General features: G+C 51.0%; 21 protein-coding genes and 1 pseudogene. 9 read left to right on the forward strand and 13 right to left on the reverse strand.

What is annotated here, in order from left to right:
* Positions 1-1,036: 1,036 nt before the first annotated feature.
* The 5 genes from NW747_RS09795 to NW747_RS09815 all read left to right on the forward strand — a co-directional run bounded on the left by NW747_RS09795 (position 1,037) and on the right by NW747_RS09815 (position 6,407).
* Positions 1,037-1,885 (forward strand): LysR family transcriptional regulator, encoded by an 849-nt coding sequence (locus tag NW747_RS09795; protein ID WP_273187223.1) that lies wholly within the window; start codon positions 1,037-1,039, stop codon positions 1,883-1,885.
* A gap of 91 nt (positions 1,886-1,976) precedes the next feature.
* A complete protein-coding gene (locus NW747_RS09800) occupies positions 1,977-3,332 on the forward strand; it encodes an MATE family efflux transporter (protein ID WP_273187224.1) in 1,356 nt (451 codons plus the stop codon).
* A gap of 419 nt (positions 3,333-3,751) precedes the next feature.
* Complete coding sequence (locus NW747_RS09805) at positions 3,752-4,024, forward strand: ACT domain-containing protein (RefSeq protein WP_008858766.1); 273 nt, start codon at positions 3,752-3,754, stop codon at positions 4,022-4,024.
* 11 nt (positions 4,025-4,035) lie between these two features.
* The gene (locus NW747_RS09810; protein ID WP_273187225.1) at positions 4,036-5,394 is read left to right on the forward strand and encodes a PFL family protein; all 1,359 of its coding nucleotides are present in this window, start codon (positions 4,036-4,038) and stop codon (positions 5,392-5,394) included.
* A gap of 257 nt (positions 5,395-5,651) precedes the next feature.
* Positions 5,652-6,407: an exodeoxyribonuclease III gene (locus tag NW747_RS09815; protein WP_273188286.1), complete on the forward strand. Its 756-nt coding sequence runs from the start codon at positions 5,652-5,654 to the stop codon at positions 6,405-6,407.
* A 671-nt stretch (positions 6,408-7,078) separates the two neighbouring features.
* On the opposite strand, the gene rfbB is transcribed toward NW747_RS09815, so the two are convergent.
* A complete protein-coding gene (rfbB, locus tag NW747_RS09820) occupies positions 7,079-8,092 on the reverse strand; it encodes a dTDP-glucose 4,6-dehydratase (protein WP_273187227.1) in 1,014 nt (337 codons plus the stop codon).
* A gap of 246 nt (positions 8,093-8,338) precedes the next feature.
* Positions 8,339-8,515: pseudogene (locus NW747_RS10345) on the reverse strand (ISLre2-like element ISDsu1 family transposase); the annotation flags it as partial.
* A gap of 793 nt (positions 8,516-9,308) precedes the next feature.
* Here NW747_RS10345 and NW747_RS09825 point away from each other — a divergent pair.
* On the forward strand, positions 9,309-10,556 hold the full coding sequence (locus tag NW747_RS09825; RefSeq protein WP_273186602.1) for an IS256 family transposase: 1,248 nt from the start codon (positions 9,309-9,311) through the stop codon (positions 10,554-10,556).
* A gap of 138 nt (positions 10,557-10,694) precedes the next feature.
* On the opposite strand, the gene NW747_RS09830 is transcribed toward NW747_RS09825, so the two are convergent.
* The 5 genes from NW747_RS09830 to NW747_RS09850 form a co-directional block, all read right to left on the reverse strand.
* Positions 10,695-12,653, reverse strand: a complete 1,959-nt coding sequence (locus NW747_RS09830; RefSeq protein ID WP_273187228.1) for a DNA polymerase — start codon at positions 12,651-12,653, stop codon at positions 10,695-10,697.
* Between the two features lie 741 nt (positions 12,654-13,394).
* On the reverse strand, positions 13,395-13,934 hold the full coding sequence (locus NW747_RS09835) for a DUF2815 family protein (protein WP_273187229.1): 540 nt from the start codon (positions 13,932-13,934) through the stop codon (positions 13,395-13,397).
* 15 nt (positions 13,935-13,949) lie between these two features.
* Positions 13,950-14,213 (reverse strand): hypothetical protein, encoded by a 264-nt coding sequence (locus NW747_RS09840; protein ID WP_273187230.1) that lies wholly within the window; start codon positions 14,211-14,213, stop codon positions 13,950-13,952.
* 161 nt (positions 14,214-14,374) lie between these two features.
* On the reverse strand, positions 14,375-14,755 hold the full coding sequence (locus tag NW747_RS09845) for a hypothetical protein (RefSeq protein WP_273187232.1): 381 nt from the start codon (positions 14,753-14,755) through the stop codon (positions 14,375-14,377).
* Positions 14,752-15,351, reverse strand: a complete 600-nt coding sequence (locus NW747_RS09850) for a GH25 family lysozyme (RefSeq protein ID WP_273187233.1) — start codon at positions 15,349-15,351, stop codon at positions 14,752-14,754. The genes NW747_RS09845 and NW747_RS09850 overlap by 4 nt, the downstream gene beginning before the upstream one ends.
* A gap of 427 nt (positions 15,352-15,778) precedes the next feature.
* Between NW747_RS09850 and NW747_RS09855 the strand changes: the two genes are divergently transcribed.
* Positions 15,779-16,144 (forward strand): four helix bundle protein, encoded by a 366-nt coding sequence (locus NW747_RS09855; RefSeq protein WP_273187234.1) that lies wholly within the window; start codon positions 15,779-15,781, stop codon positions 16,142-16,144.
* Positions 16,145-16,480: 336 nt separating this feature from the next.
* On the opposite strand, the gene NW747_RS09860 is transcribed toward NW747_RS09855, so the two are convergent.
* The 5 genes from NW747_RS09860 to NW747_RS09880 all read right to left on the reverse strand — a co-directional run bounded on the left by NW747_RS09860 (position 16,481) and on the right by NW747_RS09880 (position 22,291).
* Entirely contained in the window at positions 16,481-16,954 is a 474-nt protein-coding gene (locus NW747_RS09860) for a phage holin family protein (RefSeq protein ID WP_273187236.1), read from the reverse strand.
* A 397-nt stretch (positions 16,955-17,351) separates the two neighbouring features.
* Complete coding sequence (locus NW747_RS09865; protein WP_273187237.1) at positions 17,352-19,661, reverse strand: virulence-associated E family protein; 2,310 nt, start codon at positions 19,659-19,661, stop codon at positions 17,352-17,354.
* 1,315 nt (positions 19,662-20,976) lie between these two features.
* Complete coding sequence (locus NW747_RS09870; protein ID WP_008859318.1) at positions 20,977-21,204, reverse strand: DUF1659 domain-containing protein; 228 nt, start codon at positions 21,202-21,204, stop codon at positions 20,977-20,979.
* A 219-nt stretch (positions 21,205-21,423) separates the two neighbouring features.
* A complete protein-coding gene (locus NW747_RS09875) occupies positions 21,424-21,630 on the reverse strand; it encodes a DUF2922 domain-containing protein (protein ID WP_273187239.1) in 207 nt (68 codons plus the stop codon).
* Between the two features lie 109 nt (positions 21,631-21,739).
* Positions 21,740-22,291 carry an RNA polymerase sigma factor gene (locus NW747_RS09880; RefSeq protein ID WP_273187241.1) on the reverse strand — a complete coding sequence of 184 codons (552 nt, stop codon included), beginning with the start codon at positions 22,289-22,291 and terminating at the stop codon, positions 21,740-21,742.
* 715 nt (positions 22,292-23,006) lie between these two features.
* Here NW747_RS09880 and istA point away from each other — a divergent pair.
* Positions 23,007-24,584: an IS21 family transposase gene (gene istA, locus NW747_RS09885; protein WP_273185725.1), complete on the forward strand. Its 1,578-nt coding sequence runs from the start codon at positions 23,007-23,009 to the stop codon at positions 24,582-24,584.
* Positions 24,581-25,336 (forward strand): ATP-binding protein, encoded by a 756-nt coding sequence (locus NW747_RS09890; RefSeq protein ID WP_273185728.1) that lies wholly within the window; start codon positions 24,581-24,583, stop codon positions 25,334-25,336. Before istA ends, NW747_RS09890 begins: the two co-directional genes overlap by 4 nt.
* Here NW747_RS09890 and NW747_RS09895 read toward each other — a convergent pair.
* Positions 25,333-26,010: an acyltransferase gene (locus NW747_RS09895; protein ID WP_273187242.1), complete on the reverse strand. Its 678-nt coding sequence runs from the start codon at positions 26,008-26,010 to the stop codon at positions 25,333-25,335. The genes NW747_RS09890 and NW747_RS09895 overlap by 4 nt on opposite strands.
* Positions 26,011-26,035: the final 25 nt, after the last annotated feature.

Consider the following 26,035-nt stretch of genomic DNA (forward strand, 5'->3'; position numbering starts at 1 on the left):
TTTTTTACAAAATGAAACAGTCATAACTGATTCAGTCATAACTGATTTATTTTATCACAGAATGGACAGTAAAGGTAGACGGGGAAGGAAAGGTTGACGAGGCTGGCGCCCGGCGCCCGGAAGGTTCAGAGGGTTCAGAAGGTGGTGGTATCGCCCTTCGGTGCACAGCGAACACATTTTGCACTAGCGAACTGGATTTGTAAGGGAGCATCAGCGACCTGAAAATCCAGTGAGTCAGTGACAGCAGAGGATGCACTATGCGAACTGGATTTGTAAGGGAGCATCAGCGACCTGAAAATCCAGTGAGTCAGTGACAGCAGTGGTTGAAGGAGCGCTAGCGACGCGCAAAATGTAGTGAGTCGTTTCCCCTTTAGGGGGCGATAAGTATGAAGTCAGCGTTACGTGCTTTCCTCCCCGCCGAACACCGTCATCCTGAGCCGTAGGCGAAGGATCGTCGGTCGACCAATTAAAAGGAAGGCCCTTTAATGTGCAGGCTAAGGGCCAACTTTGGCCGACTCGCGCATTCTATGCAGAATACGCGCAGTAAAAATCGTAAGTGACAAAAATGTCAGTAAATACCAATCGGCGGGAAGGAGCTGCCAAAAGCAGCTGACCCCTTCCGGCTCACTCCGCTCGCCACCTCCCCTGAGGCAGGGGGGGAGGCAAGGGACGTTACGGGATAGGCTTTTGTGTCTCCAGTGGTGCATGACACAGGAGAAAAGCAGCTGGCAGTGACCCAGGCAGCCCACTAGGGAAGCGCTGATTAAATCGTTGTTTGCTTTTATTCTTGAATTTTTATGCAATGCAAGGAATGAGGCGACGCGAATAGCGAGCTATTTAAGGAGCCTCATGACGAAGCAGTGCATGAAAATTCTTATAAAAGCAAACTCTATGAATTAATCAGTGCTTCCCTAGCCCACTAGTCCACTAGTTCCTAAGCCCTTTCTCCCGGTTCCTTTCTGAAAGAGCCAGCGTTACTTGCATTCCTCTCCGCCGTGATATAATGCACATAAGAACGTCATGCCGGGAGGCTTCTATGGATATTGATAAACTGTACTATTTCTTTGCGGCGGCAGAATCCGAAAGTTTTACCAAAGCCGCCGATCGGTGCCACATTGCCCAGACCACCATGAGCAAGTACATTGCCCAGCTGGAGAAGGAAACGGGCTGCACCCTTTTCCTTCGTTCCAGGAGCAGACTTTCTCTCACAAAGGAAGGCCGCCAGTTTTATGAAGGCATGAAAAAAATTCATGGAGACTATGAGGCCCTTCTTTCTTCTCTTACCGCCCCAAAAGCCCTCTGCCGTCTGGGCCTGGCATCCCAGGAATACCGGGGTCTTGATTTCCTTCCGGCCCTGCAGCAGGCCTTTCCGCAAATCAGTCTGTCCTACCATATGGCACCGGTGCCGGAGCTGGAAAAGGCCCTTGATGAAGGGGCCCTGGACGGAATCATAGGCCCCGACGCCATTGCTTTTCCCAAACGGTTTGCCACCATTCCTCTTATGCCCGTTCCCCAGTGCCTGGTATGCTCTGTATCCAGCAGCGAAAAGTACAAAGATATCCCCCGCCTCATTGGTTCCCTTTCCTTCCTGACGAAATCTCACAGTCCTTCCTATGTGGACAGCTGCAGGAAGAAATTTGAGGAAGTGTACCATACCTCCTTTGCAAAGAGCGAGAAGGTATCAAACTATACGGAACAGCTGCTCCGCCTGTCCCTGGGCGGCGGCTTTTCCATTCTTCCCCTCCCGCCGGGCCAGAGTGAAAATCTCTGCGCCTTCCCCCTGCCTCCCTGCTTTGAAGAATGGACCTGTCTGGTATACAATCCATCCCACGTATCCCCTTCCCTTCGCCGCTTCATTTCCTATTTCCATGAAAAAAAGTGCTGAATCGACGATTTTTCTTCTTTTTACTTTCTGAAAAAGACATGATATTCTTTTGAAATAAGAATATTCTGTCTTTTTTTATAAGGAAATCACTATGATACTTCAAAATGATCTGACCCGGGGACCTCTTTTTCCCAAAATGATGCGCTTTGCCATTCCCTATCTGGCAGCCTGCTTCCTCCAGACCTTCTACGGCATGGCGGATCTTTTCATTACCGGCCAGTACTATGGCGCCGCCCCCGTTACCGGCGTATCCATCGGCAGCCAGGTGATGCACATGATCATCGTCATGATTGCAGGCCTCACCATCGGCAGCGCCGTTTCCATCGCCCGGGCCCTAGGCGCGAAAGATGAAAAAGAAGCCTTCCGCCTCATGGGAAGCGCCGCCGCCCTTTTCATCCCCTTCTCCCTTGTATTCACTGGACTTCTCTTTCTCTCCATGCCCCTCATTCTGGAGCTGCTGCAGACACCGCCGGAAGCACTGGAAGATACCCGAGCCTACCTGACCATCTGCTTTGCCGGAGTGCCCCTCATTGTGCTGTATAACACAGTGAGCGGCTTTTTCAGGGGCATGGGAAACACAAAAGCCCCCATGACCTTCATTGCCATTTCCGGCATAGTCAATATTTTTCTGGATTACCTTCTCATCGGCTCCTTCCACATGAGCGCCGCCGGCGCTGCCTGGGGCACCTTTGCCAGTGAAGTGGTGAGCGTGGTCCTTTCCTTTCTCTACCTCCATCGGAAACTGGCGCCCCTCTCCCTGACCCGCCGCTCCTTTCTTCCCGGGAAAAAATGGACCCGCCGCATCCTTTCCATCGGCGTTCCCATTTCCTGCCAGGACGGCCTTATCCAGATATCCTTCCTCATTATCACCGCCATTGCCAACAGCCGCGGCGTGGAAGCCGCAGCGGCGGTAGGCATCGTAGAAAAGATTATCAGCTTCCTCTTCCTGGTGCCCTCTGCCATGATGTCCACTGTATCGGCTACGGCCGCCCAGAACCTGGGCGCCGGTCTGACAGAAAGGAGCAGGCAGGCCCTCCGCTATGGCATTACCGTCTGTGTCGTCTTCGGCCTTCTCTGCATCATCCTCATCCATTTCAAAGCCCCTGAAATCGTGGCCCTCTTCGTACCGGGAGAAACCGCCGTCATTGCCATGGGGAACGACTACTTCCAATCCTATGTGGCAGACTGCGCCATCGCTGGCATCCACTTCTGCTTCTCCGGCTATTTTGCAGCCTGCCGGAAAGCGGCCTTCTCCTTCATCCACAACGTAATTTCCATCTTCACTGTCCGCATCCCCGGCACCTATGCCGCCGCCCTCCTCTTCCCATCCACCCTTTATCCCATGGGCATGGCCGCACCGGCAGGCTCCCTTCTGTCTGTCATTATCTGTGTGTTCCTTTATAAAAAATATGTCAGGAAGCAGCCCGGCTGCAGAAAGAGCCGCTGACGGCTATCGGCTATCAGCTATCGGCTATCAGCTAACGACTCCCGATTCCTGAATCCCCAGTCTCCATTCCCGACTCTCGGCTATCGGCTGTCCACTATCAGCTCCCGACTCCCAGTCTCCGGTCTCCAGCCCCCATTCCCGACTCCCCAATCCCCATTCCCGACTCCCCAATCCCCATTCCCGATTCCCCAGTCCCCACTCCCAGCTATCCGCTATCCGCTCCCGCTCCCAATCCCGACCTCGCTCCCAATCCCAATCCCGATCCCGATCCCGATCCCGATCCCGATCCCATCCCCCACTCCCCATCCCCCTCCCCATATATGCTATAATGAGAAAAGACATTCTGCAGAAGGATACTTTCAGGAAAATGGGCTGCAGCGTCTGATTTCTATGGAATGAAATACGGAAGGAGCAGATGTATGAAAAAAATCGTAGTCACTGTAATCGGTGCTGACCGTGTAGGCATTGTTGCCGGTGTTGCGGCAGCTTTGGCAAAGGAAAACATTAATATCCTTGACATTTCCCAAACCATTCTTGGCGATATTTTTGATATGGTCCTGATTTGCGACATGGAAAAGGCCAAAGGTTCCTTAAAGGAAGTCCAGGATGAACTGGGCGCCCTGGGAAAAGAACTGGGCGTCGATGTACGGGCCCAGCTGGCTGATATTTTCTATGCCATGCACCGTATCTGAAAGGGGGAGCCATGCTCGATATTGAAGAAATCCTGGCCACTGAGCGCATGTTTGACCAGAACAAACTGGACGTGCGCACCATTACCATGGGCATTTCCCTTTTAGGCTGCGTTTCCGATGATGAAAAGACCCTGAATCGCAAGATTTACGACACCATCTGCACCAAAGCCGAACATCTGACGGAAGTGAGCCATGATATTTCCAGAGAATACGGCGTGCCTATTATCAACCGCCGTATTTCCGTTACCCCTGTTTCCCTCATCGCCGGCGGCATTCCGGCCAAAAGCTATGTGTCCATTGCAAAGACCCTGCAGAAAGCAGCCGATGAAGTAGGCGTAGACATTCTGGGCGGCTTCTCCGCCCTGGTAGACCGGGGGATGTCCTCGGCCGATAAGATTCTCATTGACTCCATTCCTGAAGCCCTGGCTTCCACAAAGAGCATCTGCAGCTCCGTAGCCGTAGGCTCCACCAAAGCCGGCATCAATATGGATGCTGTCAAACGCATGGGGGAAGTGGTGAAAGAAACAGCAGAACTCACCAAAGACCAGGACGCCTATGGCTGCACCAAGCTGGTGGAATTCTGCAACGCTGTAGAAGATAACCCCTTCATGGCCGGTGCTTTCCATGGCGTCACCCAGGGGGACACCGCCATCCATGTAGGCGTTTCCGGCCCCGGCGTGGTAAAGAGAGCCCTGGAAGACGTGAAAGGCGCTCCCCTGAACGTGGTAGCCCGCACCATTAAAAACACCGCCTTCATGATTACCCGTCTGGGACAGATGGTAGCCGAAGCTGCCACCGAAAGACTCCATGCCCCCTTCGGCATTATCGACCTTTCCCTGGCCCCCACCTCCGCCGTAGGCGACAGCGTGGCCCAGGTACTGGAAGAAATGGGCCTTGAAAGCTGCGGCGGCCCGGGAACTACAGCTGCCCTGGCCCTCCTGAATGATGCTGTGAAAAAAGGCGGCCTCATGGCCTCCTCCAGCGTAGGCGGCCTCTCCGGCGCCTTCATTCCGGTAAGCGAAGACCTGGGTATGATTCAGGCCGTAGAAAAAGGCAGCCTCTGCCTGGAAAAACTGGAAGCCATGACCTGTGTCTGCTCCGTAGGCCTTGACATGATTGCCATCCCCGGCGACACCCCGGCTTCCACCATCTCCGCCATTCTGGCTGACGAAGCAGCCATCGGCATGATCAATAACAAAACCACTGCCACCCGCCTCATCCCCGTACCGGGAAAGAAACCGGGCGACATGGTCCAGTTCGGCGGCCTCATGGGCTATGCCCCTGTCCTGGAAATCAACAAATTCCGGGCCGACGAATTCATCAACCGCGGCGGAAAGATTCCCGCCCCCATGAGATCCCTCACCAACTGATAGGGTATGTGAAAAAGGGCTGCGAAAAAATGATGACCATTTTTTCACAGCCCCTTTTGTATACATTCATTTTCACGGAAATTGACCAAATGGCAGCCTGCTGCCCGCCGACGGCTCTCGATTCCCGATCCCGACCCCGATCCCGACCCCGATCCCGATCCCCGACACCCCATTCCCACCTTTTCAAATTCTCCTCTCCCCTGTATAATAGATACAGTATATCTAACTATTTAAATAAGGAGACTCCCATGAAAACACTGAAATATATTTCCTGGAACGTAAACGGACTTCGGGCCTGCATAAAAAAAGGCTTTATGGACGCTTTCAATGCCCTTGATGCAGACTGCTTCTGCCTGCAGGAAACCAAACTGCAGCCCCACCAGATCGAGCTGGACCTGCCGGGATATCACCAGTACTGGAACAGCGCCGTAAAGAAAGGATACAGCGGTACCGCCATCTTCACAAAAGAAGAGCCCCTCTCCGTCACCTACGGCCTGGGCATCGAAGAACATGACCAGGAAGGAAGGCTCATTACCGCCGACTTTGGAAGCCATTACCTTCTCTGCTGCTATACCCCCAACAGCCAGCGGGGACTGGCGCGCCTTTCCTACCGCATGACCTGGGAAGAAGCTATGAAAGAATACATGACAAAACTGGCAAAAGAAAAGCCGGTGATCCTCTGCGGCGACCTGAACGTGGCCCACGAAGATATCGACATTGCCAACCCCGCCTCCAACCATAAAAATGCTGGCTTCACCGATGAAGAAAGAGGCCGTATGACAGACCTCCTTGCCGCTGGCTTCACCGACTCCTTCCGTCACCTTCACCCCGACGAAAAAGACGCCTACTCCTGGTGGAGCTACTTTGCCAAAGCCAGAGAAAGAAACGTGGGATGGAGAATCGACTACTTTCTCGTCTCCAGCGTATGGAAAGACCACATCAAAGGCGCCTCCATCCACTCCGATATCCTGGGCAGCGACCACTGCCCGGTGGAACTGGACCTGGAATGCTGATATGAAAAAAGACCGCCGCGGCGGTCTTTTTTTGCGGGCAAGGGATATAGCCGCCTGCCGGCGAAGATTGTGTCTGTTTTCTCTCAAAGGGCGGCAGTTCCTTCGCCGCTTCAAATGAGAACGCACGTTTTTGGCAAGGGTCCTCACTCCATTTGACCTGCCCACCCCGAACGAGACTGGGTGGCGAGCGCCTATATACTCTCTTGCGCCCCACTGCTTGTCAGGGGGGAGAGGGCCACGCAGTGGCGAGGGGGGATTGCCGAAGGCACGCCGGAAGCCAGCCGCCAACAGCCGTCAGCGGACAGCCGAGACCTCCCCCCTCCGTCATTTCGAGCGAAGCCGAGAAATCTCCCACCGCCATACCCCTGCCGTAATTGAAGTATATGCTGCAATCTGCGCTGTCATTCTGAAGTCTGATTGTCTGACGTCTCCCGTCTAAATGCCTCTGCCTCCCCAAATTTCTTACAATCTCATCTTTCCATCCACCATTCCTTATGATCCAGGTACCAGCGGACGGTCTTCTTGATGCCATCTGCAAATTTCGTTTCCGGAAGCCATCCCAGTGTACTCTCTTGCGCCCCACTGCTTGTCAGGGGGGAGAGGGCCACGCAGTGGCGAGGGGGGATTGCCGAAGGCACGCCGGAAGCCGATAGCCGACAGCCGACAACGGATCACTCATACATCTTCTTATAGTAATTCTGATACTCTCCGCTTACGATTCCCATCCACCATTCCTTATTCTCCAGGTACCAGCGGATAGTCTTCTTGATGCCATCAGCAAATTTCGTTTCCGGAAGCCATCCCAGCTCTTCATGGATCTTTTCCGGATCGATGGCATATCTCCGGTCATGTCCTTTTCTATCCTTCACATAGGTGATAAGGCTTTCCGGTTTTCCCAGTTCCTTGAGGATAAGTTTGACAATGTCGATGTTTGCCATTTCATTATGGCCGCCGATATTGTAGACCTCCCCTACGGTGCCTTTATGGATGATCAGGTCGATGGCCTTGCAGTGGTCCTCTACATAGAGCCAGTCCCTTACGTTTTTCCCATCCCCATACACCGGAAGAGGCTTATCTTTCAGGGCGTTCATCATCATGAGAGGTATCAGCTTTTCCGGGAACTGGTAAGGTCCGTAGTTATTGCTGCAGCGGGAAATGGTGGCGGGGAGGCCATAGGTCCGATGGTATGCGCCCACCAGAAGATCGGCCCCGGCCTTGGAACTGCTGTAAGGAGAGCTGGTGTGGAACGGCGTTTTTTCCGTGAAGAAAAGGTCCGGCCTGTCCAGCGGCAGGTCACCATACACCTCATCCGTAGAAATTTGGTGATACCGCCCGATACCGTATTTCCGACAGGCATCCATGAGCACAGAAGTACCGATGATATTTGTCTTCAGAAAGATTTCCGGATTCATGATAGACCGATCCACATGGGATTCTGCCGCAAAGTTCACCACCACATTCGGATGCTCCTCTTCAAAGAGGCCATACACCCCCTCCCTGTCGCAGATATCCATTTTCACAAAGCGAAAATTCGGTTTATCCATCACAGGTGCCAGAGTAGACAGATTTCCCGCATAAGTCAGCTTGTCCAGACAGATGATGCGATAGTCCGGATACTTCTTCATCATATAGAAAATGAAATTGGAGCCAATAAATCCGGCGCCGCCGGTCACGATAATAGTCATAAATACAGGAATTCCCCTAAAAATTTACCAATGAAGCCATGTTTCTTCACTTGTCATTTAAAACTTTCAAATAATCCTTCAAATACCACAATGCACTTTGTTCTTTATCAATATACTCTTCCCTAATAATACCTGATACCTGAAGTGAAATCTTTCTTTTTATAAAATAAAGTTTTTCCGGCGAAGTACTCCGTTGCAACTGCGAAGCTGCCGCCTTTTCTTTCATATTAATTATTTTGCACCATTTAAGTTACTTAGTATGCATCTCAGAGCCATAGCTATAAGCTGACAGTTCAATTCTTCGCGCTAATGAGTTAGCTTCCTTTCAGCCTCGATAGAGTCATCAGATTCCTTAATGAGAGAAATGACTGCACCAATTGCATTTTCACTCCAAATTTCTCCAGTTTTTGTTATAATATCCATGAGGAAAGCCCTTTCTTTGTTTTATTTGTGCACAGAAATTATAACATTTCCACTCAAAGGGAGGCTTTCCTTTTTTATTGTTTCTAGAAAAATTTCCCTACCGAGTAAAATTTTACACTAAGTATCGCAATGTATTTTTCCGCTGCTGCTACGACCACTGACGACTACAGATTTGGCTTGTTTCGCTCATTGAGTATCATCTGCTTCCAGCGGCAGCCAATAAAAAAGGCGCCCTACATTCCTACAGGACGCCACTTTCATTGATTATTTATACTTCATCATTTAAAATTTTCCATTTGCAAAATGCCGTCTCTACCGCTCCTCGATCTTCGATCCCGCTCCCGCTCCCGACCGCGCCATTAGGCGCCCCCCAGCCACCAGCTGCCGCACCGTCAGGCACGCTCCTGACCGCGCCGCCCCGCTGAGTGGTATTTATCGGCATTTCACTCACTTATCATTCTTACTGCGCGTATTCTGCATAGAATGCGCGAGTCGGCCAAAGTTGGCCCTTAGCCTGCCCATAAAAGGGCCTTCCTTTTAATTGGTCGACCGACGATCCTTCGCTTCGCTCAGGATGACGTTGGAGGGCGGGTGTGCAAGTAGCTAGTTGCTAGTAGCTTGTAGCTAGGAACAAGGAACCAGCCACTAGCCACCAGCTGCTGCGCCGTCAGGTGCCCCTCGATCTTCGATCCCCGATCCTCGGTAGTGTAAAATATTTTGTGTAAATGAATCTTGCTCAAAATATTTTCATACCTCATACTTAAGGGGAGAAAGAGGAAAAGGAGTTACTACCATGGCAAAGCGTACCCCTACCCCTGGCGAAAAAATTGCGCAGGAAATCTACGAAACCTACAAACCGACCACTGTCGAAGAGATGCAGTCCGCCTTAAAGAGTGTCTTTGGACCATTGTTTGAAGCAGCTCTTAAGGGTGAATTGGATAACCACTTAGGCTATCCCAAGAACGGCAGCACCCCTGAGGATTCCAAGAATACGAGAAATGGGTATTCCAGGAAGAACCTGAAGACCTCCATGGGAACGGTACCCATCCAAGTCCCTCGTGATCGGGAAGGTACTTTTGAACCCCAGTTAATCCAAAAATACCAGCGTGATGTTTCCTCTATCGAAGGGAAAGTTCTTGCCATGTATGGCCGTGGAATGAGCCAGAGAGACATCTCTTCGACCATTGAAGAAATCTACGGTTTCTCCATCTCCCATGAACAGATTGCCCATATTACGGACCGGATCCTGGACGAAGTATATGCGTGGCAGAATCGCCCACTGTTTCCTTTTTATACCTTTCTCTTCATCGACTGTCTGTATGTTCCCATGAAGACTGACAGAGCCCTGAAACAAAAGGCTGTCTACGTCATCCTTGGGTATGACATCAATGGTGAGAAGGATATCCTTGGTATCTGGATCAACGAAACGGAAGGTAAGCATACCTGGATGCAGATTTTCGATGAAATCAAGAACCGGGGAGTACAGGACATTGGTTTCATCTCCATGGATGGTGTCAGCGGCCTTGAAGAAGGCGCTGCTGCCATCTTCCCTGGCACAGTGGTGCAACGCTGCATTGTCCATCTGATCCGTAATTCCATGCGGTATATTCCCTGGAACAAATCCAGAGAGTTCTTGAAAGAACTGAAAGAAATCTACAAGGCTACCAATGTAGCAGAAGCTCGCAGATTGTTTGAAAAGTTCAAGGGAAAATGGGCAGCCTATCCTGGGGCTATAGCGGTCTGGGAAAACAACTTCCAGCACGTGGAACAGCTGTTTAACTACGGCTCTAATGTACGGAGAGTCATGTACACTACCAATGCCATAGAAAGCATCAATTCCAGTTTCAGAAAGGTAACCCGTAAGGGCTCTTTTGCCAATGACGAGGCCATCCTGAAGCTTCTCTACCTCCGTGTCCTTGAGCTCAAGAACACCAAATGGAAGGGCAAAGGAAAGGTCTTTAACTGGCAGGCTGTTATGAACCAATTATTGATTGACGAACGTATGAGCAAACTAATCGCTAAATACGATTGGTTAATCTAAAAACACAAAATTCTTGACATCCCCCCGATCCTCGATCCTCGATCCCGCGCCGTCAGGCGCTCTCCAGCCCCCAGCCACTAGCCACCAGCCACTAGCTTCCAATCCCTCCCATGACTCTCCAGCAGGTCATAGTAAGTGTCACATCTTCCGATACCACCTCGTCTCATACCCATCGGCCCTCAGCAGCAGTCCCGGCATCCAGTCCGGTGTTCTTTCCATGATTCCTGTGATTTCTTCCACCGGAGTCCCCTCCCTGCATTCCACGATCACTTCGTCATGGACATGGCCGCAGATGAAGTAATCCCTGAGGTTATGCATGGCGTAGGCCAGTATGTCCCTGGAGATGGCCTGGATGATGTTTTCCACAAATTTAGGGCCGTAGGATTCGATGCGGTTCCATTTTCTTTTGGTGTCAAGGCCCATGTAGGTGATAGCTGTTTTTCCGTAGGCGCTTCCTTTCAGGGCGGCGCCGGGATAGGCAAGGCGGCGCCCTGAGGGGAGGGCGATGAAGAGGGTGCCTTTTTTCATGTAGAAGGTAAGGGCCCCCACTCTGGTGATCCGAAGCTGCTCTATGGCTTCTCTCACGGCTCTGTCCACCTGCCACCAGTAGGAGACGATGTGGGGATTGGCATGGCGCCAGGATTTCACAAGGTTTGGCAGTTCTTCCTTTGTCAGTCCCATGTCCAGGGCGCCCATGGCCATGAGGGCTCCTTCTCCCCCGCCGTAGCCTAAAGCCAGTTCGGCGATTTTCCCTTTCTGCCGGAGGTCGCTGTTGATCCCTCCTTTGACTACGGGTTTACTGAACATTTTTGACGCCGACTGGGCGTAGATATCCAGATTTCCGGCGAATACGTCCATACGCCATTTTTCCCGGGCCATGTAGGAAAGTACCCTGGCTTCGATGGATGAGAAATCGGACACAATGAAGGTATAGCCCTTTCTTGCCACAAAGGCGGTGCGGATGAGCTGGGACAGGGTATCGGGAACAGAGCCGTAGAGGAAATCCATTTTCTCATAGTCCCCCTCCATCACCAGGGAGCGGGCCAGCAGGAGATCTTCCAGATGGTTCTGAGGAAGGTTCTGGAGCTGGATATGTCTTCCCGCCCAGCGGCCGCTTCTGGCGGCGCCGTAGAAGCGGAACATGCCCCTTGCCCTTCCGTCATCACAGACTGTGTCAATCATGGCGCCGTACTTGGCAAGGGATGATTTCTGCACCTGTCCATAGAGCATGAGGGCCTCTTTGACTGCGCCTGTAGAAGAAGCAAGGAGCTTTGCCGTTTCCTTTTTCGTGAGGGAGTCCGCTTTCTGGCCCTTGGCTGAAAGCCATGCTTTCATCTGGCAGGGGGATTTGGGATTCAAAAGGCCAGTCAGGTGTTTCAGCCGTCCCAGAAGTTCCATCTGCGCCCTGTCTCCCATGGCCATGGCGGCATGGACAAAGGGAATGTCCACGGGGATGCCCCGGTCATTGATCCGCTGGTCCTCATGGTACTCATCCCAAAGCGCCGCAGGCGTCCGGAAAGGGGAAAAGGCTCTGCGGACTTCTATTTCCACTTCCACGTCCCGGGCATTGTATGTCTTGAAAAGCTCCCATTCTTCCGGATAGTCTTCCGGCTTCCTTCTCCCTTCCGGCCCGAGCAGGGAGAAGAGCCCTATGAGGCGGCTCCCCTCGTCCATCTTCTTCTCTGAAAGCCCCAGCGCCTCGCCCAGATCCTTCAGGGAGAGCGGAAATCCCAGAGATGAGGCAAGGACCTGTGAACACTTCCAGCCCAGGGGATCCAGATACTTTCCCACCGTGTCTCTTTGCTTTCCGTAGGAAAGGAAATGGGACAGACAGTGTTCCCGAAGATACCTGGACAGGCAGACTCTTTCAAAGGCGGCGTTGAAGGCCCACTTCGTCACAAGGGGATCCGTAAGGGCTAAAAGAATCTCCTCGGGGATGCGCTCCCCCTTTGCCAGATCCACCACCTTCACTTCCCCATCATCCACGGCGTAACCAAAGAGGAGAATGGAGAAATCCGGGTGCTCCGCATACTTGTATACCCCACAGCGGGCAAGGTCTATGGGACTATAGGTTTCGATGTCGATTGTGAGTGTCATGTGAGTACCTTTTCTTTTGAGTAATCATAGTGCGTAAGTGGCTGGAATAGGGTTGACGGGCCTTCGGCCCAAGGGTTCTTAAGTTTGACGGCCCTTCGGGCCGAGGGTTGTGGTATCGCCCTGCGGGCGATGAAGTTTTATGATTCTGCTTCGCAGAATGGAAAACCGCAAAACCTCGCTTCGCTCGTGGAAATGCACCCCTATCGGTGGCTGGCGCCACCACTTCCCCCGGAGGGGGAAGTTCTAGCGGCGCTATACAATGAGCTACTTAAGTTAGCACTAAAGAAAGCGGAGAGCAGACTTCCCCCTTCGGGGGAAGTACCGCCGCAGGCGGGGATAGGGGTGCATTTCCATCGCCGGAAGGGCGGTTTGCCTGTTTTCTTTCGCCCGTAAGGGCGGTTGTAAAGGTTTTATCATAATGGCGCCCCTTCTTTTTAAAAGGCGCCTACCGAGGCCTTTCCCCTGAGCGAAGCGATGCACAGCGAACATGATTTGAAGGAGCGCTAGCGACGCACAAATCATAGTGAGTCGTTTCCCCTGTGGGGTGCAACCCTTCTATACAACCCTTGGCACCGAGGGCCGACAGGCCCGATGGATGCCATACGCCCCTCTGCGCCGCAGGCGCAGGCCCCTACGGGAATACCGGCAAGCACCGGTCCCGATCCCGATCCCGACCTCGATCCCGATCCCGATCCCGATCCCGATCCCGACCGCGCCCACAGGGCGTCCCAGCCACCATTCTCACCCAAAAATCTCATCTCCAAAATCTTCTTCCGGCGTACTCCAGTTTCCCAGCGCCGGTCCGTCTGCCAGTTTCTGCAGATTGTTCAGCCCGCAGGCGATGCCCATTTTACCATCGTAGCTGAAGGCATAGAAGTGAATGGAGGCCCTGCCGTAGCAGCCGGAGTAGAAGCCGGATTTTTCGGTAATGCGGTTCAGGTTTTTGTCTACTATGCCCGGCGGCATATCGCTTCTGGCGTTGATGTAGTAGGCATGGTGGTAAACGGAATCTTCCCTTTTATCCATATCGCCGTCACGAAGCGGGAGGGTAAGGCTGGAAAGGGCCGCTGTCTTTCCATTGACTGTCAGTTTTTCCTGTCCCTGCCGGTAGGCTTCGGCTATGGCCTTTTCCACTTTGGAAAGGGTCTCTCCGTCTTCTTTGGGAATGATGAGGCAGATGGAGTATCTTGCCCTGTCTCCCTTGAATTTTCTGGGTTCCCATACGTTGGCATAGGAAAATCTTGTTTTCGGTCCTGTCACCACTTTCCTCAAGTCTTTCATGTGTGCTCCTTTTCGTCATAATGCTTCTATCTTTTCTGCCAGTTCTTCATAGTGCTTCGGCGATACTTCCGTCAGCTTTTGGGCTCCATACTCTGCCAGAAGGGATCTCACCTCGCTCCTTTTCCCCAGGTTCCATTTCTCTGCCATGAGCCCTCGCACATCCGCCATGGTGACTGGCGGCTTTTCTTCCTCTTTTTGTGTCATCATTTGGCGGATTTCCTTTTCCAGCTCGTCAAGCTGCACGCGGATGACTGCAAGCTGGTCTATGATGTCTTGCATGTTGTTTCTTCTCCTTTCGATATGGTTTACATTTGTGTCACTGGAGGGGATGACCGGGGCCGGGACCGGGACCGAAAGACCCGCGCCGCAGGCGCCCCAATCCCGATCTCGATCCCGACCGCGCCATCAGGCGCATCCCGATCCCGATCCCGGCCGCGCCATCAGGCGCGAGCTGCCAATGCCACTACCATCAGCCCCACCAGTCCCAGGGCCCCATTTCTTTCCCTTCTAAGGCTCTCCCGTTTTTTCTGCTCCTCTCTGGCGTACTCTTCGAAGGATTTCCTTACCGTCTCTAAGGCTTTCTTCCTCTCTTCCGATTGACTCTCCAAGTTTTTCAGCTGTATCCTGAGCCTCTCTGACTGTTCTTTCTGTTTCTCGTTCTCCAGCAAGGCTCTGTCCAAGTCCGATTCCAGCCTGGAAAGCTCTGTTTCCGTGATCCGGTACGTTTTCTCCGAGGAAAATGGTGAGGCCGCATCCACCGGCAAAGCCCAGAAGAAAAGTAAGAAGAAGAGGCAGAAGGCGGCGGCATAGTGTTTCATCATTCATCACCATCCGTCTTCTCCAGGATCCTGTTTCCGTCAAAGATCTGCCCTGCCACTTCCAGATGGTCCGTAAACTGCCAGATTCCCGCTTCCTTTACGGTGCATTCCTTCCACCACTGGGCGGCCCAGAGTGTATGTCCGGCAAATTCCGCCGCTTTGATGTAGCTTTGAAGCCAGCTGGCGCTGGCGTAGATGCCTGCTCGATAGCCCGCAGCCGCCGTTCCTTCACAGAAGGCGTGGCACATCCGGTTAATCACCCCCGGCCTTGGAAACTCCCTTCCCCGATAAGAATCTTCTTCCACATCCCAGAAGACCCCCAGAGGAAGGAGGTCTGGTGTCAGACCGCAGTCTTTCAGGATAGAGAGAAGGAAATCCCTTTCCACCTCCAGCTCTCCCCCATGGCGGGCATAACCGAAGTGGTACACCCCCAGTTTCAGTCCCGCGTCATGGGCTCCATTCACGTTCTCATAAAACCGGCTGTCAAGATATGCGCTTCCATAGCCTGCCCGGATGATGGCAAAACCTATGCCCTCTTCCGCAACTTTCTTCCAGTCGATTTCTCCATTGTGCTCTGATACATCGATGCCTGTTGTCATATTGCTTCCTTTCGTTGTAAATTACCCTACTGTCACCGGATAGGATGATCGGGACCGAGGTCGGGACCGGGGATTGTGTCATCGGGGATAGCATCCCGTTTGTTTCATTCTCGATAGGGACCGGGACCGAGGTCGGGACCGATTATTGTGTCATCGGGGATAGCATCCCGTTTGTTTCATTCTCGGTAGGGACCGAGGAACCCACCCCGAACCCGATCACGACCCCGATCGCGATCCCGCCGTTAGGCGCATCCCGATCTCGATCCCCATCGCGCCGTCAGGCGCATCCCGATCCCGATCTCGATCCCGATCCCGCCGTCAGGCGCATCCCGCCCGCGCCATCAGGCGCTTCCCATGCTATAATATAACCAGTTACAAATCGTCAATCAGAAACCGTTCTTTACTGTGATTAACAAGGAGGCTTCCCATGGGTAGTTATCACGATTTAGACGTTTTCAAACTTTCAAGACAGCTGAACATACTGACTTATAAAGCAGTCATAGCTAAACTGCCAAAGAGTGAAATTTACGCCCTATCTTCGCAAATGCGAAGAGCAGTCACTTCCATTACCTTTAACATTGCAGAAGGATACGGAAGAAAGACAGTAAAGGACAGAGTCCATTTCCTGTACATTGCCCGCGGCTCCATTTACGAACTAGAAGCCCAGTTAATCACCTGCGTTGACCTGGGTTACTTGACAAGAGAAAATATCACTCCGGTACTAAAGTTGGAGGATAAAGTTTCCAGAATGCTTATGGGGCTGATAAAAAAATACGAAAGTATTGGTTTATAGGCCGGGGATGGAGTCATCGGGGATTGTGTCATGAGTGACGCTATACCGTTTGTTTCATTGCCGGTAGGGACCGAGGCCGGGACCGAGTTCGGGAATGGAGTCATTTGTGACGCTATACCATTTGATTCATTGGCGGCCGGGACCGAGGAACCCACGCCGCAGTCGCCCACAATCCCGATCTCGACCCCAATCCCGATCGCGCCATAAGGCGCTGGGACCGAGGCCGTGACCGGGGCCGAAGGACCCACCCCGATCTCGATCCCGATCCCGATCCCAATCCCGCCGTCAGGCGCCCCCGGCCCCGATCTCGATCCCGGTCCCGCCTCCGGCGCTCCCTTACAGCCTCTTCTTTACCTGCTGAGCAAGCTTCTCCATGCTCCCCACTCCCGCTTCTGACAAATTTTCAATAATGGACAGGATTTCCGTTACGCTCATGTAACCTACGATGAAACTGGTCATCCAGGCCGGTGTGCCAAGGACACCGAAAATCATATCGCAGGATGAGGCGGCCAGTGTGCAGAGAAGGTAGAGAAGAAGTTTATCCATCCCCTTTCTCATGTCGAAACTCCGTATCAGCCCTTTCCTCCTGGCTGCGGGTATGCCCCAGAGAGCTGCCGCCAGCGTCGCTTTTCCGTTCCTTTCCGCCAGGCTTTTGAAGCTGATGGCCGTCCATCTTGTGAGGCAGTCAATCACCACCAGCAGGGCAAAACAGAGGAAGAGGACTGTTCTTGCATCCATGAGGAAAATCAGCAGCACCGTGCTTACGGTTTTCAAAGGGTATAAATCAATCAGTTTTTCAATGTGATCCATATCGGCTCCTTTCGTACTATCTTTATCAGCGTGAAGAGAAGATCCTTATGGAGGATGAAAGCACAAGGGCATGACTCTTAACAGCACCGGCCCATGGAACAAGCTCCTCGCGCGCGTGTATATATATCGTACATATGCCATTTACACCCCTCTTTTCTCTTGTATATCTCTATAGGTAATATCTTGTTCCACTTGTTCCATTGGCCTGTTTTACACGATGGTGACTGAGAAATCCGGTGGAACAAGCGGTGGAACAAGATGGGACAAGCTGGAACAACTTCATAAAATCACATAGGTGAAAATCTGTTCCTGTGGAACAAGCTGGAACGAGTTGGAACAAGCTGGAACAAGAATATATGTCGTCTTGTTCCACCTCACTCAGTAGACAATCAGTTTTCTATTCTTTCTCATAAAACCTCTGCCGTCCATAGGGTGTGCACTTCTTGCTGGCTGCTTTCTTCCATCCCTCCATTTTGCTCATGATGGAAGAAATGTCGTAGCTGTCCTGTTTCTTCATACGGGCAGGATCGAGCCCGAAGCATTCCGCGTAGATTTCCATATGGGTGACGGTATCCCTCATGACGGCGCCCGGTTCTTCCGGCAGGCCTTCTGCGCCGGAAAGGTAAAGCCTCCTTTCTGTTAAATCCATGGTGTCCCATTTTCTGGGCAGTTTGGTTTCCAGATATTTTTTGACCAGTCCTTCCCTGTCGTCTGTTTCCATGGCGGCCTGTTGCTGTTTCCGGGCAGCGGAAAGGAGTTCATTTTCAAGGTACAGCGGTTCCCCGGCTTTCCATATGGTCATGGCCTCGGCCCAGATCTGGCAGATTTCATTCATCGTCAAATGCCAGGGCTTTTTCATGGTCATTCCGCTGACCGCCACGGGCCAGAAGCGCCGGTTTCCTGTGACGTCACGCAAAAAGCCGTTTTCAGCGTTGGTGGTGCCCACGATGACGCACTGCCTTGGATGGCTTTCCACGGTAATGCCGTAGCTGGCCCGGTACTTGTCATCCCTTCTGGAAATAAAGGATTTCACCGTTTCAATATCCGCTTTTTTCATGCCCGCCAGTTCTCCCAGTTCAAGGATAAAATAGCCCTGCAGCTTTTCCGCCGCGGCCTTGTCCCTCATATCCGTCAGAGTGAGGCTGTCGGAAAACCATTGTCCCCCGAGGCGGGAAAAGAGGGTGGATTTACCGATCCCCTGGCTCCCGTTGATGATCAGGACGGAGTCAAATTTCACCCCCGGCTCATACACCCTTGCCACGGCGGCGGCCAGAGTTTTCTTTGTAACCGCCCTTGTGTATTCGCTGTCCTCTGCGCCCAGATAGTCCACCAGCAGCGTTTCCACCCGCTTTACTCCATCCCAGGTCGGCAGGGATGCGAAAAATTCCCTGATGGGATGGAACTGGCGCTCGCTGGCCACGGTAATGAGGGCGTCTTTGGATTTCATAGGCGCGTAAATGCCATAATGGCTGGAAATATAGGAATTGAGCTGGGCCATGTCATTGTCCGACCAGCCCGGTTTGATCCGGGGCCATGGAAGGGAGCCTCTCACGTCTACGGAGTCCGTCAGAAGGTTGTAGGAAATGGGCCACAGCTTCTCATCCATGCGAAGAATGGTCAGAAAATTGGTAAGGCAGTTGTCCACGGTGCCGTCAGACCGGAATTTCAGCCTTGCCGTAAGGCTCTTCACTGTCCCTGCTTTCGCTGCTATGGGCACAGGCACCTTGAAATCCTCTTCCGCTTCCCGGGCCTTCTCTTTCAAAATCTCTTCCCTTACCCGCTCATCCTTTTTAGCAAAGTCGATCATGGCCCTGTACGACGGCAGACGGTCCACCTGAGTGCCGGCATCGGTATCTGCATCGAGATGCCCGAAACGGGCCAGCCGCACAGCGTCAAAGGCATTCAGCAGCCTTCCCGAGAAAGGATCCGTGGCGTGGAAGGAATACATAAATTTCCCATCATACACCACCAGCCCCGCCGACGAATCGGCGGGCTTATAGTCATAGCGCCCGGGAATGACAGAGGGCTCATAAAGGTCTGAAAGAAATGTACGGATCACATCGTCCATGGGCCAGGCACGGCAGAACGCGCCTACCAGTCCCCTCTTCCCATATGGGTCCTCTGCCTTCGCCACCGTCGCCACCACTGCCTTTCCATCCGCCGATGGCCATGAAGAAAGGTCCGTCCAATCTTTGTACTCTGAAAGCACGTGATCCGGATCCAGCAGCTCCCTTTCCTGCCCTTCCGCCACATACTCCCCGTCCTTTGAAACGGATCCCCAGTACATGAGACGCTCCGGCTCAAAGGTGGTTGGATCAAAAAGCTCCATGCCCAGTTTCTCGGCCACCTTCCGCGAAATGGCTCCATATTCCGCAGCGCTCACATCCCTCAAAAGAGGAATCACCAGACGAAGCCTTGGCTTCTCAGGACTGCTCTTATGGGTAGAATAAAGGAAACAGGTACAGGAAAGTTTTCCTAATACATCCTCCACAACACCGGGATACCCGTAGTCCATATCAAGGGTCAGAAGGGATCTTAAAAGCACATGGCTCTTCTTCCGAAGCCCGTCCTTCAGCGCCCCGCCTACAAATCCGCCAACATCCTTCACATCCGCCTGCCGGGCCCTCGGCATCTGCCGGTACTCCGCCGCCGTTTCCCCCGTCCTCACAGGGCGGCTCATCCGCTCCACCAGCTCATGCCAGGTCATAGACCGGTTTTCCCAAATTCTCACTTTACGGTTCGAAGCTAAGGCAATTTGATAGGATCTTTCCATGGTGATAACCTTTCTGTTGTAATACAGGAATCATTGAGAAATAAAACAGGAAATAGAGATATAAGAAATTGGCCAGCGGCCAGCGGCCAGTGGCTGGTGGCTGGTATTTAGTGGCTGGTAGCTGGTAGCTGGTAACTAGCCACCAGCCACTAGCTACTAGCCACCAGCAACCAGATACTAGATACTAGCCACTGCGCCGTTAGGCGCTCCCAGCCACCACCTGCCAGGCCTTCTTTTTTCAGATTTTCATCTATGGTGTATTCAGTCTATTATCTGTCCCCCTTTCCTTTCCCCCCACAGGAAAGTCCCGCAGACAGCTGAAAGAAGGAGAAGCAGAAACAGTCCGAATTTGCCACGATTCTTAACTTTTCCGCAATAAATTGCTCTTGTCAGGATGAACTGAAAATGACTTGAACTTTGCATAGACCATCTCCTTTTCTGATGAAATATCAGTTACAAAGGGCAGTGCCGGTAAAGATACAGCCCCTATAACAGGGAGAGTTGCAGCAGAATCAGTACTGTCCTGAAATAAACCAGGGAATAATCGAAAAAGACACAAGAAAAAGGCCGGGCATGGTTAGCCCGGCCTTCGATAATTTATCACAGACCGAGCATGTAAACAGCCGCTTCTGTCTGACAGCAGAAAGCAATTTACATGCATCATATGAAAAGTTAATTTTGGACTGATATGCGTCACTTATGAATCCCCACATTGCAGCTGATTCCGGCTCGTGGCAGGGACCGGATTCCCTCAGTTCTGAGGACACATTACGCATATATTTAGTATAACGGGTATATTTATAATATGCAAGATTTATTTAGTCGTCTTGTTAAATAAAAAATTTATAACAACAAATATACAATTTCCATAATAGTTCAATAAAAGTCTACACTTCTTTTGCTTTTTAGCAACAATTAAAATAGTAGAAATGTTACCAACTGTTACATATTAATTTTTGTTGTTTCATAAATGTTTCCTGTCATCTGACATCCTGCGAAAGCAATGCCCTTTCGGCGGTAGGAGCGGACTGTGGAAATCTTATCTCCCAATGGTACACGCATCATGGTGGCCGGAGATCTCTCGACTCTAAGTCATAACAGACAAGGAATACATTTGTAACCATACCGGCGCGTACCCCCGCTCGAGATGACGCATGGGCGAAGAGCCGATTCGCATCAAAAAAATCATAGAAAAAGGAGCTGTGAAGAATGGATAAGCATTTCTTCACAGCCCTTTCGGATCACCTCCTTAACCGTTATCACTCATATCATTAGTCAGTACGCAGCGGATTCCAGCCAGCGGGTAATTGGTCATACCCACAATCGCCTTACCTGCATCCATCAGCTCCTGGTCAGTGGCATCCAGTTTGATATTGGAATAGCTCAGGCTTTTGATTTTTGCTGCTCCTGCAGATGTAGTGCCATCTGCTACACGAATCTGGAGTTTCAGGTCCGTAAGTTCCTTTGCAACAGCCATAGGTTACCTCCTTTCTTGTTTTCTAATTCATAGGTTGTGATTTGGGTAGAGTCATTGGTGGGATTGATCTGGTGACTGGTGGCTAGTGGCTGGGGGGCGCCTGACGACGCAGTAGCTGGTGGCTAGTTCCTAGTGGCTAGTTCCTAGTTCCTAGCTACAAGCTACTAGCTACTAGCTACTCCCCCTCTATTGCCTCACCCCTCTCCCTCCTCACATGACTCACACCAATTCCTCTTCCGTGGTGCTCACGATGACTGCTTTCTTAAAGCCGGTAAGCGCCGCGCCGGAGCGGGTCACCATGATGGGCTGGATCTTTGCCACAGCCGCTTTCACTTCATCCAGAGTCAGCCCGTCTTTCGGATTGGCAATGGTGAGAGTAGAAGTGGCATTGGATCCTGCCGCAAACACAAGCTGCAGTGTCTTCATTCACATTCCTCCTTCCAGGGCACTTCGGATTTTCCATCCCGGGCCCTGGGATGTTCCGTTCATTTCACCCTCTACTATATAAATAGAAAAAATCGGTTTTATGTGAACGTCATGCAGCAAAAATTTCTTTAAAATCCCGGCTGGCCATAAAAATTTTTCTGATACGCCGCATATATCCATAGATTCCGCAGCGGGAAACTTTTCTCTCTGCCGCTATCTCTTCCCATGTCATGCCGGAAAGACGTTTCTCCAGCATAGTTTTCTGCATCTCTGTAAGAGGGAAACGGCTGATGAACTCATGAAGATCTTCTTCATTCATATCATTCATACCATCATTTCCCCTGCTGTCCGGGATGCCGTCAGCCGTTCTTTCTGCAGACAATTTCTTTTCATGAATCCGGCAGCATCCCACCGCCCGCCATTTCAGTCTGGTCCTGATATAAGCAGAGAAAGGTACGCCTGCTTTGAAATCATACTTTGCCAGCTCCTCGAAAAAGCAGAGCCATAATTCTTGGGCCACATCCTCTGCATCCAGCGTTTTGTAAGTCGTATGAGCCATCCTATAAATCGAATCCTTAAACTGCTGACATAACATTCCCTTTGCCGCCATATCTCCATCTTTGGCGCGGCGCACCAGTTCTTCTGTAAATTCCTCCTTCATTGTACCTGGACACTTTCCCCGGCCATGCCGGACAAAACGGTCCTTTTCCCTCTATGCAGCTATTTCTCTATATCTCTAAGGTCCGCTATAGTTATAAAAATTCAATAAAATACTTGGCAGCACAAAAGACCCGGTATCTCAAAATCAGCATGATGCCCAATGAGTTCGGTGTCTGCATGGTCTACGGCCGCTGCTGTACCGAAGTACGACGGCGCGCGCCATACACGAGTCTCCCGTCATTTCTGCATATGTGGAGCTGATTTAGAGTCCTGGGTTCATTGTGTAGTTCATATCTTTTATCCTTTTTGGCCAAATTGGATGGAAGGAAACAAGGGGATCCCCGCGTGTCCGAAATACCCTCTCCTGCCGGGCCTAGGATTGGCAGGAAAGTGCCTGCTTTCAGAATTGCCTTATAAACTTGTCCCTTCTACTTATATAATAGAAAAAATCGCTTGTATGTGAACATGGAAAATAAAAAATTTTATTTTTTTGAGTATTCCGCAGTAGGTGTACCGCCTGTCCGCCAAGGTGTACCGTTTGTCCGCCGAGGTGTACCGCTTGCCATTTTTAGGTAACTTCTTGAACTATTGGTGTACATGCCAGCTGAAATACTCCTAAATTCTTTTAATAAATATATTAATATATGGCTTCCTGCCATAGAATGAAAACAGGGACGTAGTATTTCCCTTTGTTCTATGAAAGGAGGCCTTTTAATATGGCCAATTTTGCCAGGATCCGGCTCATCCTGGAGCTCCATGACCGCGGAATGTCTCAAGATGAGATTTCCCGCTCCCGTCACATGTCGAGGAGTACGATTACTACCGTACTGCGAACAGCGCGGAAGAAGGGCATCACTTATGCGGGCATCCGCAAGCTGGATGATGCAGCACTACAAAAGCTCTTCTTCCCTGACCGACCGGAAGGTTCAGACATGTACGAGCTGCCGGATTACGAATCCATCCATAAAGAGCTCAAGAAGCCGGGTGTGACTCTTTCATTGCTCTGGACGGAGTATCGTGACAGGTGTCACCAGAATGGAAACATTGCTGTAGGGCATACCAAGTTCTGTGAGGATTACGGCCGGTACTGCACAACCCATGACCTGACCAATCATCTGGAGCATAAGCCCGGAGCCCAGTGCGAGGTCGATTGGAGCGGGCCGACCATGCAGATCATCGACCGTGATACCGGCGCGACCATTTCCGTGCATCTCTTTGTTTCCTGCCTCACATACAGCAGGTATGCCTACGTGGAGGCCACGCTGGATATGAAGATGGATACATGGCTCCGGTGCCATGTCCACATGTACGAGGCATTTGGCGGCGTTCCTGTGCGGACAGTCTGTGACAATCTCAAAACCGGCGTTGTGAAGCATCCCAAAGAGGGTGAAGTGGTTCTCACCGACGCCTATGAGGCACTTGGGCTTCATTATTCAACTGCTATTATGCCTGCCGGTGTGCGGAAGCCCAAGCAGAAAGCATCCGTGGAGAATACGGTTGGAAATATTGCCACCGCTATCATCGCCCGTCTTCGCAATAAGGTTTACTTTACTCTTGGCGAGCTGCAGAAGGATGTAGTAACTGCTACAGATAAGTACAACCGGCAGCCCTTCCAGAAAAGGCAGGGAAGCCGCTATGAAGTATGGCTGGACGAGAAGAAATATCTCCGGGCTCTTCCACGAGCTCCTTATGAAATCGCCGCGGTTATTCTGGGAAGGAAAGTATATCCCAATTTCCACGTTTCCTTTAAGAAAAACTGGTACTCCGTTCCCTACGTATACCGCGGGCAGTCCGTGGACATCCGTTACACCGACAAACTTGTGGAAATCTACTGCGGAAACCGGCGTATTGCCTCCCACATCAGATTTCCTGACTACATGACCAACCACTATTCCACACGCCCGGGAGATATGCCGGATGAATTCAACCAGCCGGAAATGGACAAAGATCGCATCTGTGCCTGGGCCGGGAAAATCGGACCGTGTACGTCGGAAGTCATCAGGAGGATCTTTGACAGTGTAACCATAAAAGAGCAGGGCTATAATGCTTCATTGGCCGTTCTGCATCTCAGTCAGAAATATCCGAAGGACCGCTTCGAGAATGCCTGCCAGTATGCTTTAGCCCACACAACATCGCCCCGCTACAACTATCTTAAAGCTGTATTGGGGAACAATCAAGACAAAATCCTGGACGGCGTACATTCCGCCCGTTATGAAAATACCGGAAAACACAGTATTTCCGAAAAAGGCGCTTACATCCGCGGCGCAGACTATTATGGAGGAAAGACAAAATGATCAATGAAGAAACACAGCGGAAACTCCGCAACATGAAAATGGAACCTCTGGTAGAAGCCCTGCAGAACCAGCAGAGTGATCTGGAATCTTATGCCCCTTTGGACTTCGATTCGAGGCTGACACTGGCCATCGATGAATGCTATTCAGTAAAATTGGATGATCGCATCCGGAGGCTGACGCATATTGCTAAGTTTCGCTATCCTGATGCCGATGTTCACACCCTTATCCTGCAGGGAAGAGGTTTCAGCCGCGAAGAAATCCTGGGCTATGCCAGCTGCGGTTACATTGAACGCCATAAGAATCTGATCATCAACGGATTTACCGGAGTAGGAAAGACCCACCTCGCCTGTGCTTTAGGGAAAGAGGCCTGCCGCCATCTGTACAGGGTCAAGTATTTCCGCATGCCGGAGCTTATGGAACAGTTCAATTATGGAACCGAAGTCGGACGGAGCGTGGCCAGCATTGTAAAGAAGTTCTCCGGCTACGATCTCCTCATCATCGACGAATGGCTTCTCGAGATGCCGACGGAAGTGGAGCAGCAGTATCTTCTTGAAATCTTGGAAAACAGGTACGATGCCCATTCTACTATTTTCTGTTCCCAGTACAAAAGCTCAGAATGGTATCCGCGCCTCGGTGATGGGGTTCTGGCCGATGCGATTATGGACAGAATCATTCACAATGCCTACCACATCAATTGCGGATCAATGAATATGAGAGAATATTTGAATAGCACCGATGCGAAAAATGACTAAATTATTTTAACATCATAACCTAAAGAATAAGCGGTACACCTTGGCGGATAAGCGGTACACTTTCCGCGGAAAGGCGGTACCGCTTTTTCGGATAGGCGGTACACCTGTTGCGGAATATTCATTTTAATTAAAAATGGAGCCAAAGAATTACAAACAAAAGCCAGTCCAATTAGATAGAGAAAAATGTCCTTTCTTTTTCCCTCGGGAACTGCTGAAAAGAGAGGAATACATAAATAACAAATAAATAATGAAATAAAAAACCAGTAAATTACTATATACTCACTTCCAACTATACCATTCCACAAACTCAGTAAATTAATATCCTTGATATATATGGAATGGTCAATTGTAATTTTGTAAACAAGCCCTAGTAGACTCCAGAAAATAAATGGAATGACCGTTTTATTAATGCGCTTCCAAAAATATGTTCTTAGATTGTAACGTTTCCTAAAATCTATAAGAGTAGACCCAGAAATCATAAAGAAAACCGGAACTGCAAAATACCAAAGGCATTCTAATATATTCGCAGTGAACCAGTATCGCTTTGTGCTAAACTCCCAAAAACATCCGTTGGTATGTAAAGATACCACTGCAAAAGCAGATATAACGGAAAGTAGAGAAATATAATCGATGTTCTTAGTGAAATTTAAACTCTTTTTATTGCTGGAGCTCATTTTATCGTCCTTTGGTCTTATGCCA

Source organism: Dialister succinatiphilus (genome assembly GCF_928721695.1).
GTDB classification, from domain to species: domain Bacteria; phylum Bacillota; class Negativicutes; order Veillonellales; family Dialisteraceae; genus Dialister; species Dialister succinatiphilus.

What these genes read in the sequence shown, in the direction of transcription:
- NW747_RS09795 (WP_273187223.1), top strand. Translation starts at nt 1,037, where the DNA reads ATGGATATTGATAAACTGTACTATTTCTTTGCGGCGGCAGAATCCGAA.
- NW747_RS09800 (WP_273187224.1), top strand. Translation starts at nt 1,977, where the DNA reads ATGATACTTCAAAATGATCTGACCCGGGGACCTCTTTTTCCCAAAATG.
- NW747_RS09805 (WP_008858766.1), top strand. Translation starts at nt 3,752, where the DNA reads ATGAAAAAAATCGTAGTCACTGTAATCGGTGCTGACCGTGTAGGCATT.
- NW747_RS09810 (WP_273187225.1), top strand. Translation starts at nt 4,036, where the DNA reads ATGCTCGATATTGAAGAAATCCTGGCCACTGAGCGCATGTTTGACCAG.
- rfbB (WP_273187227.1), bottom strand. Translation starts at nt 8,092, where the DNA reads ATGACTATTATCGTGACCGGCGGCGCCGGATTTATTGGCTCCAATTTC.
- NW747_RS09825 (WP_273186602.1), top strand. Translation starts at nt 9,309, where the DNA reads ATGGCAAAGCGTACCCCTACCCCTGGCGAAAAAATTGCGCAGGAAATC.
- NW747_RS09830 (WP_273187228.1), bottom strand. Translation starts at nt 12,653, where the DNA reads ATGACACTCACAATCGACATCGAAACCTATAGTCCCATAGACCTTGCC.
- NW747_RS09835 (WP_273187229.1), bottom strand. Translation starts at nt 13,934, where the DNA reads ATGAAAGACTTGAGGAAAGTGGTGACAGGACCGAAAACAAGATTTTCC.
- NW747_RS09840 (WP_273187230.1), bottom strand. Translation starts at nt 14,213, where the DNA reads ATGCAAGACATCATAGACCAGCTTGCAGTCATCCGCGTGCAGCTTGAC.
- NW747_RS09845 (WP_273187232.1), bottom strand. Translation starts at nt 14,755, where the DNA reads ATGATGAAACACTATGCCGCCGCCTTCTGCCTCTTCTTCTTACTTTTC.
- NW747_RS09850 (WP_273187233.1), bottom strand. Translation starts at nt 15,351, where the DNA reads ATGACAACAGGCATCGATGTATCAGAGCACAATGGAGAAATCGACTGG.
- NW747_RS09855 (WP_273187234.1), top strand. Translation starts at nt 15,779, where the DNA reads ATGGGTAGTTATCACGATTTAGACGTTTTCAAACTTTCAAGACAGCTG.
- NW747_RS09860 (WP_273187236.1), bottom strand. Translation starts at nt 16,954, where the DNA reads ATGGATCACATTGAAAAACTGATTGATTTATACCCTTTGAAAACCGTA.
- NW747_RS09865 (WP_273187237.1), bottom strand. Translation starts at nt 19,661, where the DNA reads ATGACCTGGCATGAGCTGGTGGAGCGGATGAGCCGCCCTGTGAGGACG.
- NW747_RS09870 (WP_008859318.1), bottom strand. Translation starts at nt 21,204, where the DNA reads ATGGCTGTTGCAAAGGAACTTACGGACCTGAAACTCCAGATTCGTGTA.
- NW747_RS09875 (WP_273187239.1), bottom strand. Translation starts at nt 21,630, where the DNA reads ATGAAGACACTGCAGCTTGTGTTTGCGGCAGGATCCAATGCCACTTCT.
- NW747_RS09880 (WP_273187241.1), bottom strand. Translation starts at nt 22,291, where the DNA reads ATGAAGGAGGAATTTACAGAAGAACTGGTGCGCCGCGCCAAAGATGGA.
- istA (WP_273185725.1), top strand. Translation starts at nt 23,007, where the DNA reads ATGGCCAATTTTGCCAGGATCCGGCTCATCCTGGAGCTCCATGACCGC.
- NW747_RS09890 (WP_273185728.1), top strand. Translation starts at nt 24,581, where the DNA reads ATGATCAATGAAGAAACACAGCGGAAACTCCGCAACATGAAAATGGAA.
- NW747_RS09895 (WP_273187242.1), bottom strand. Translation starts at nt 26,010, where the DNA reads ATGAGCTCCAGCAATAAAAAGAGTTTAAATTTCACTAAGAACATCGAT.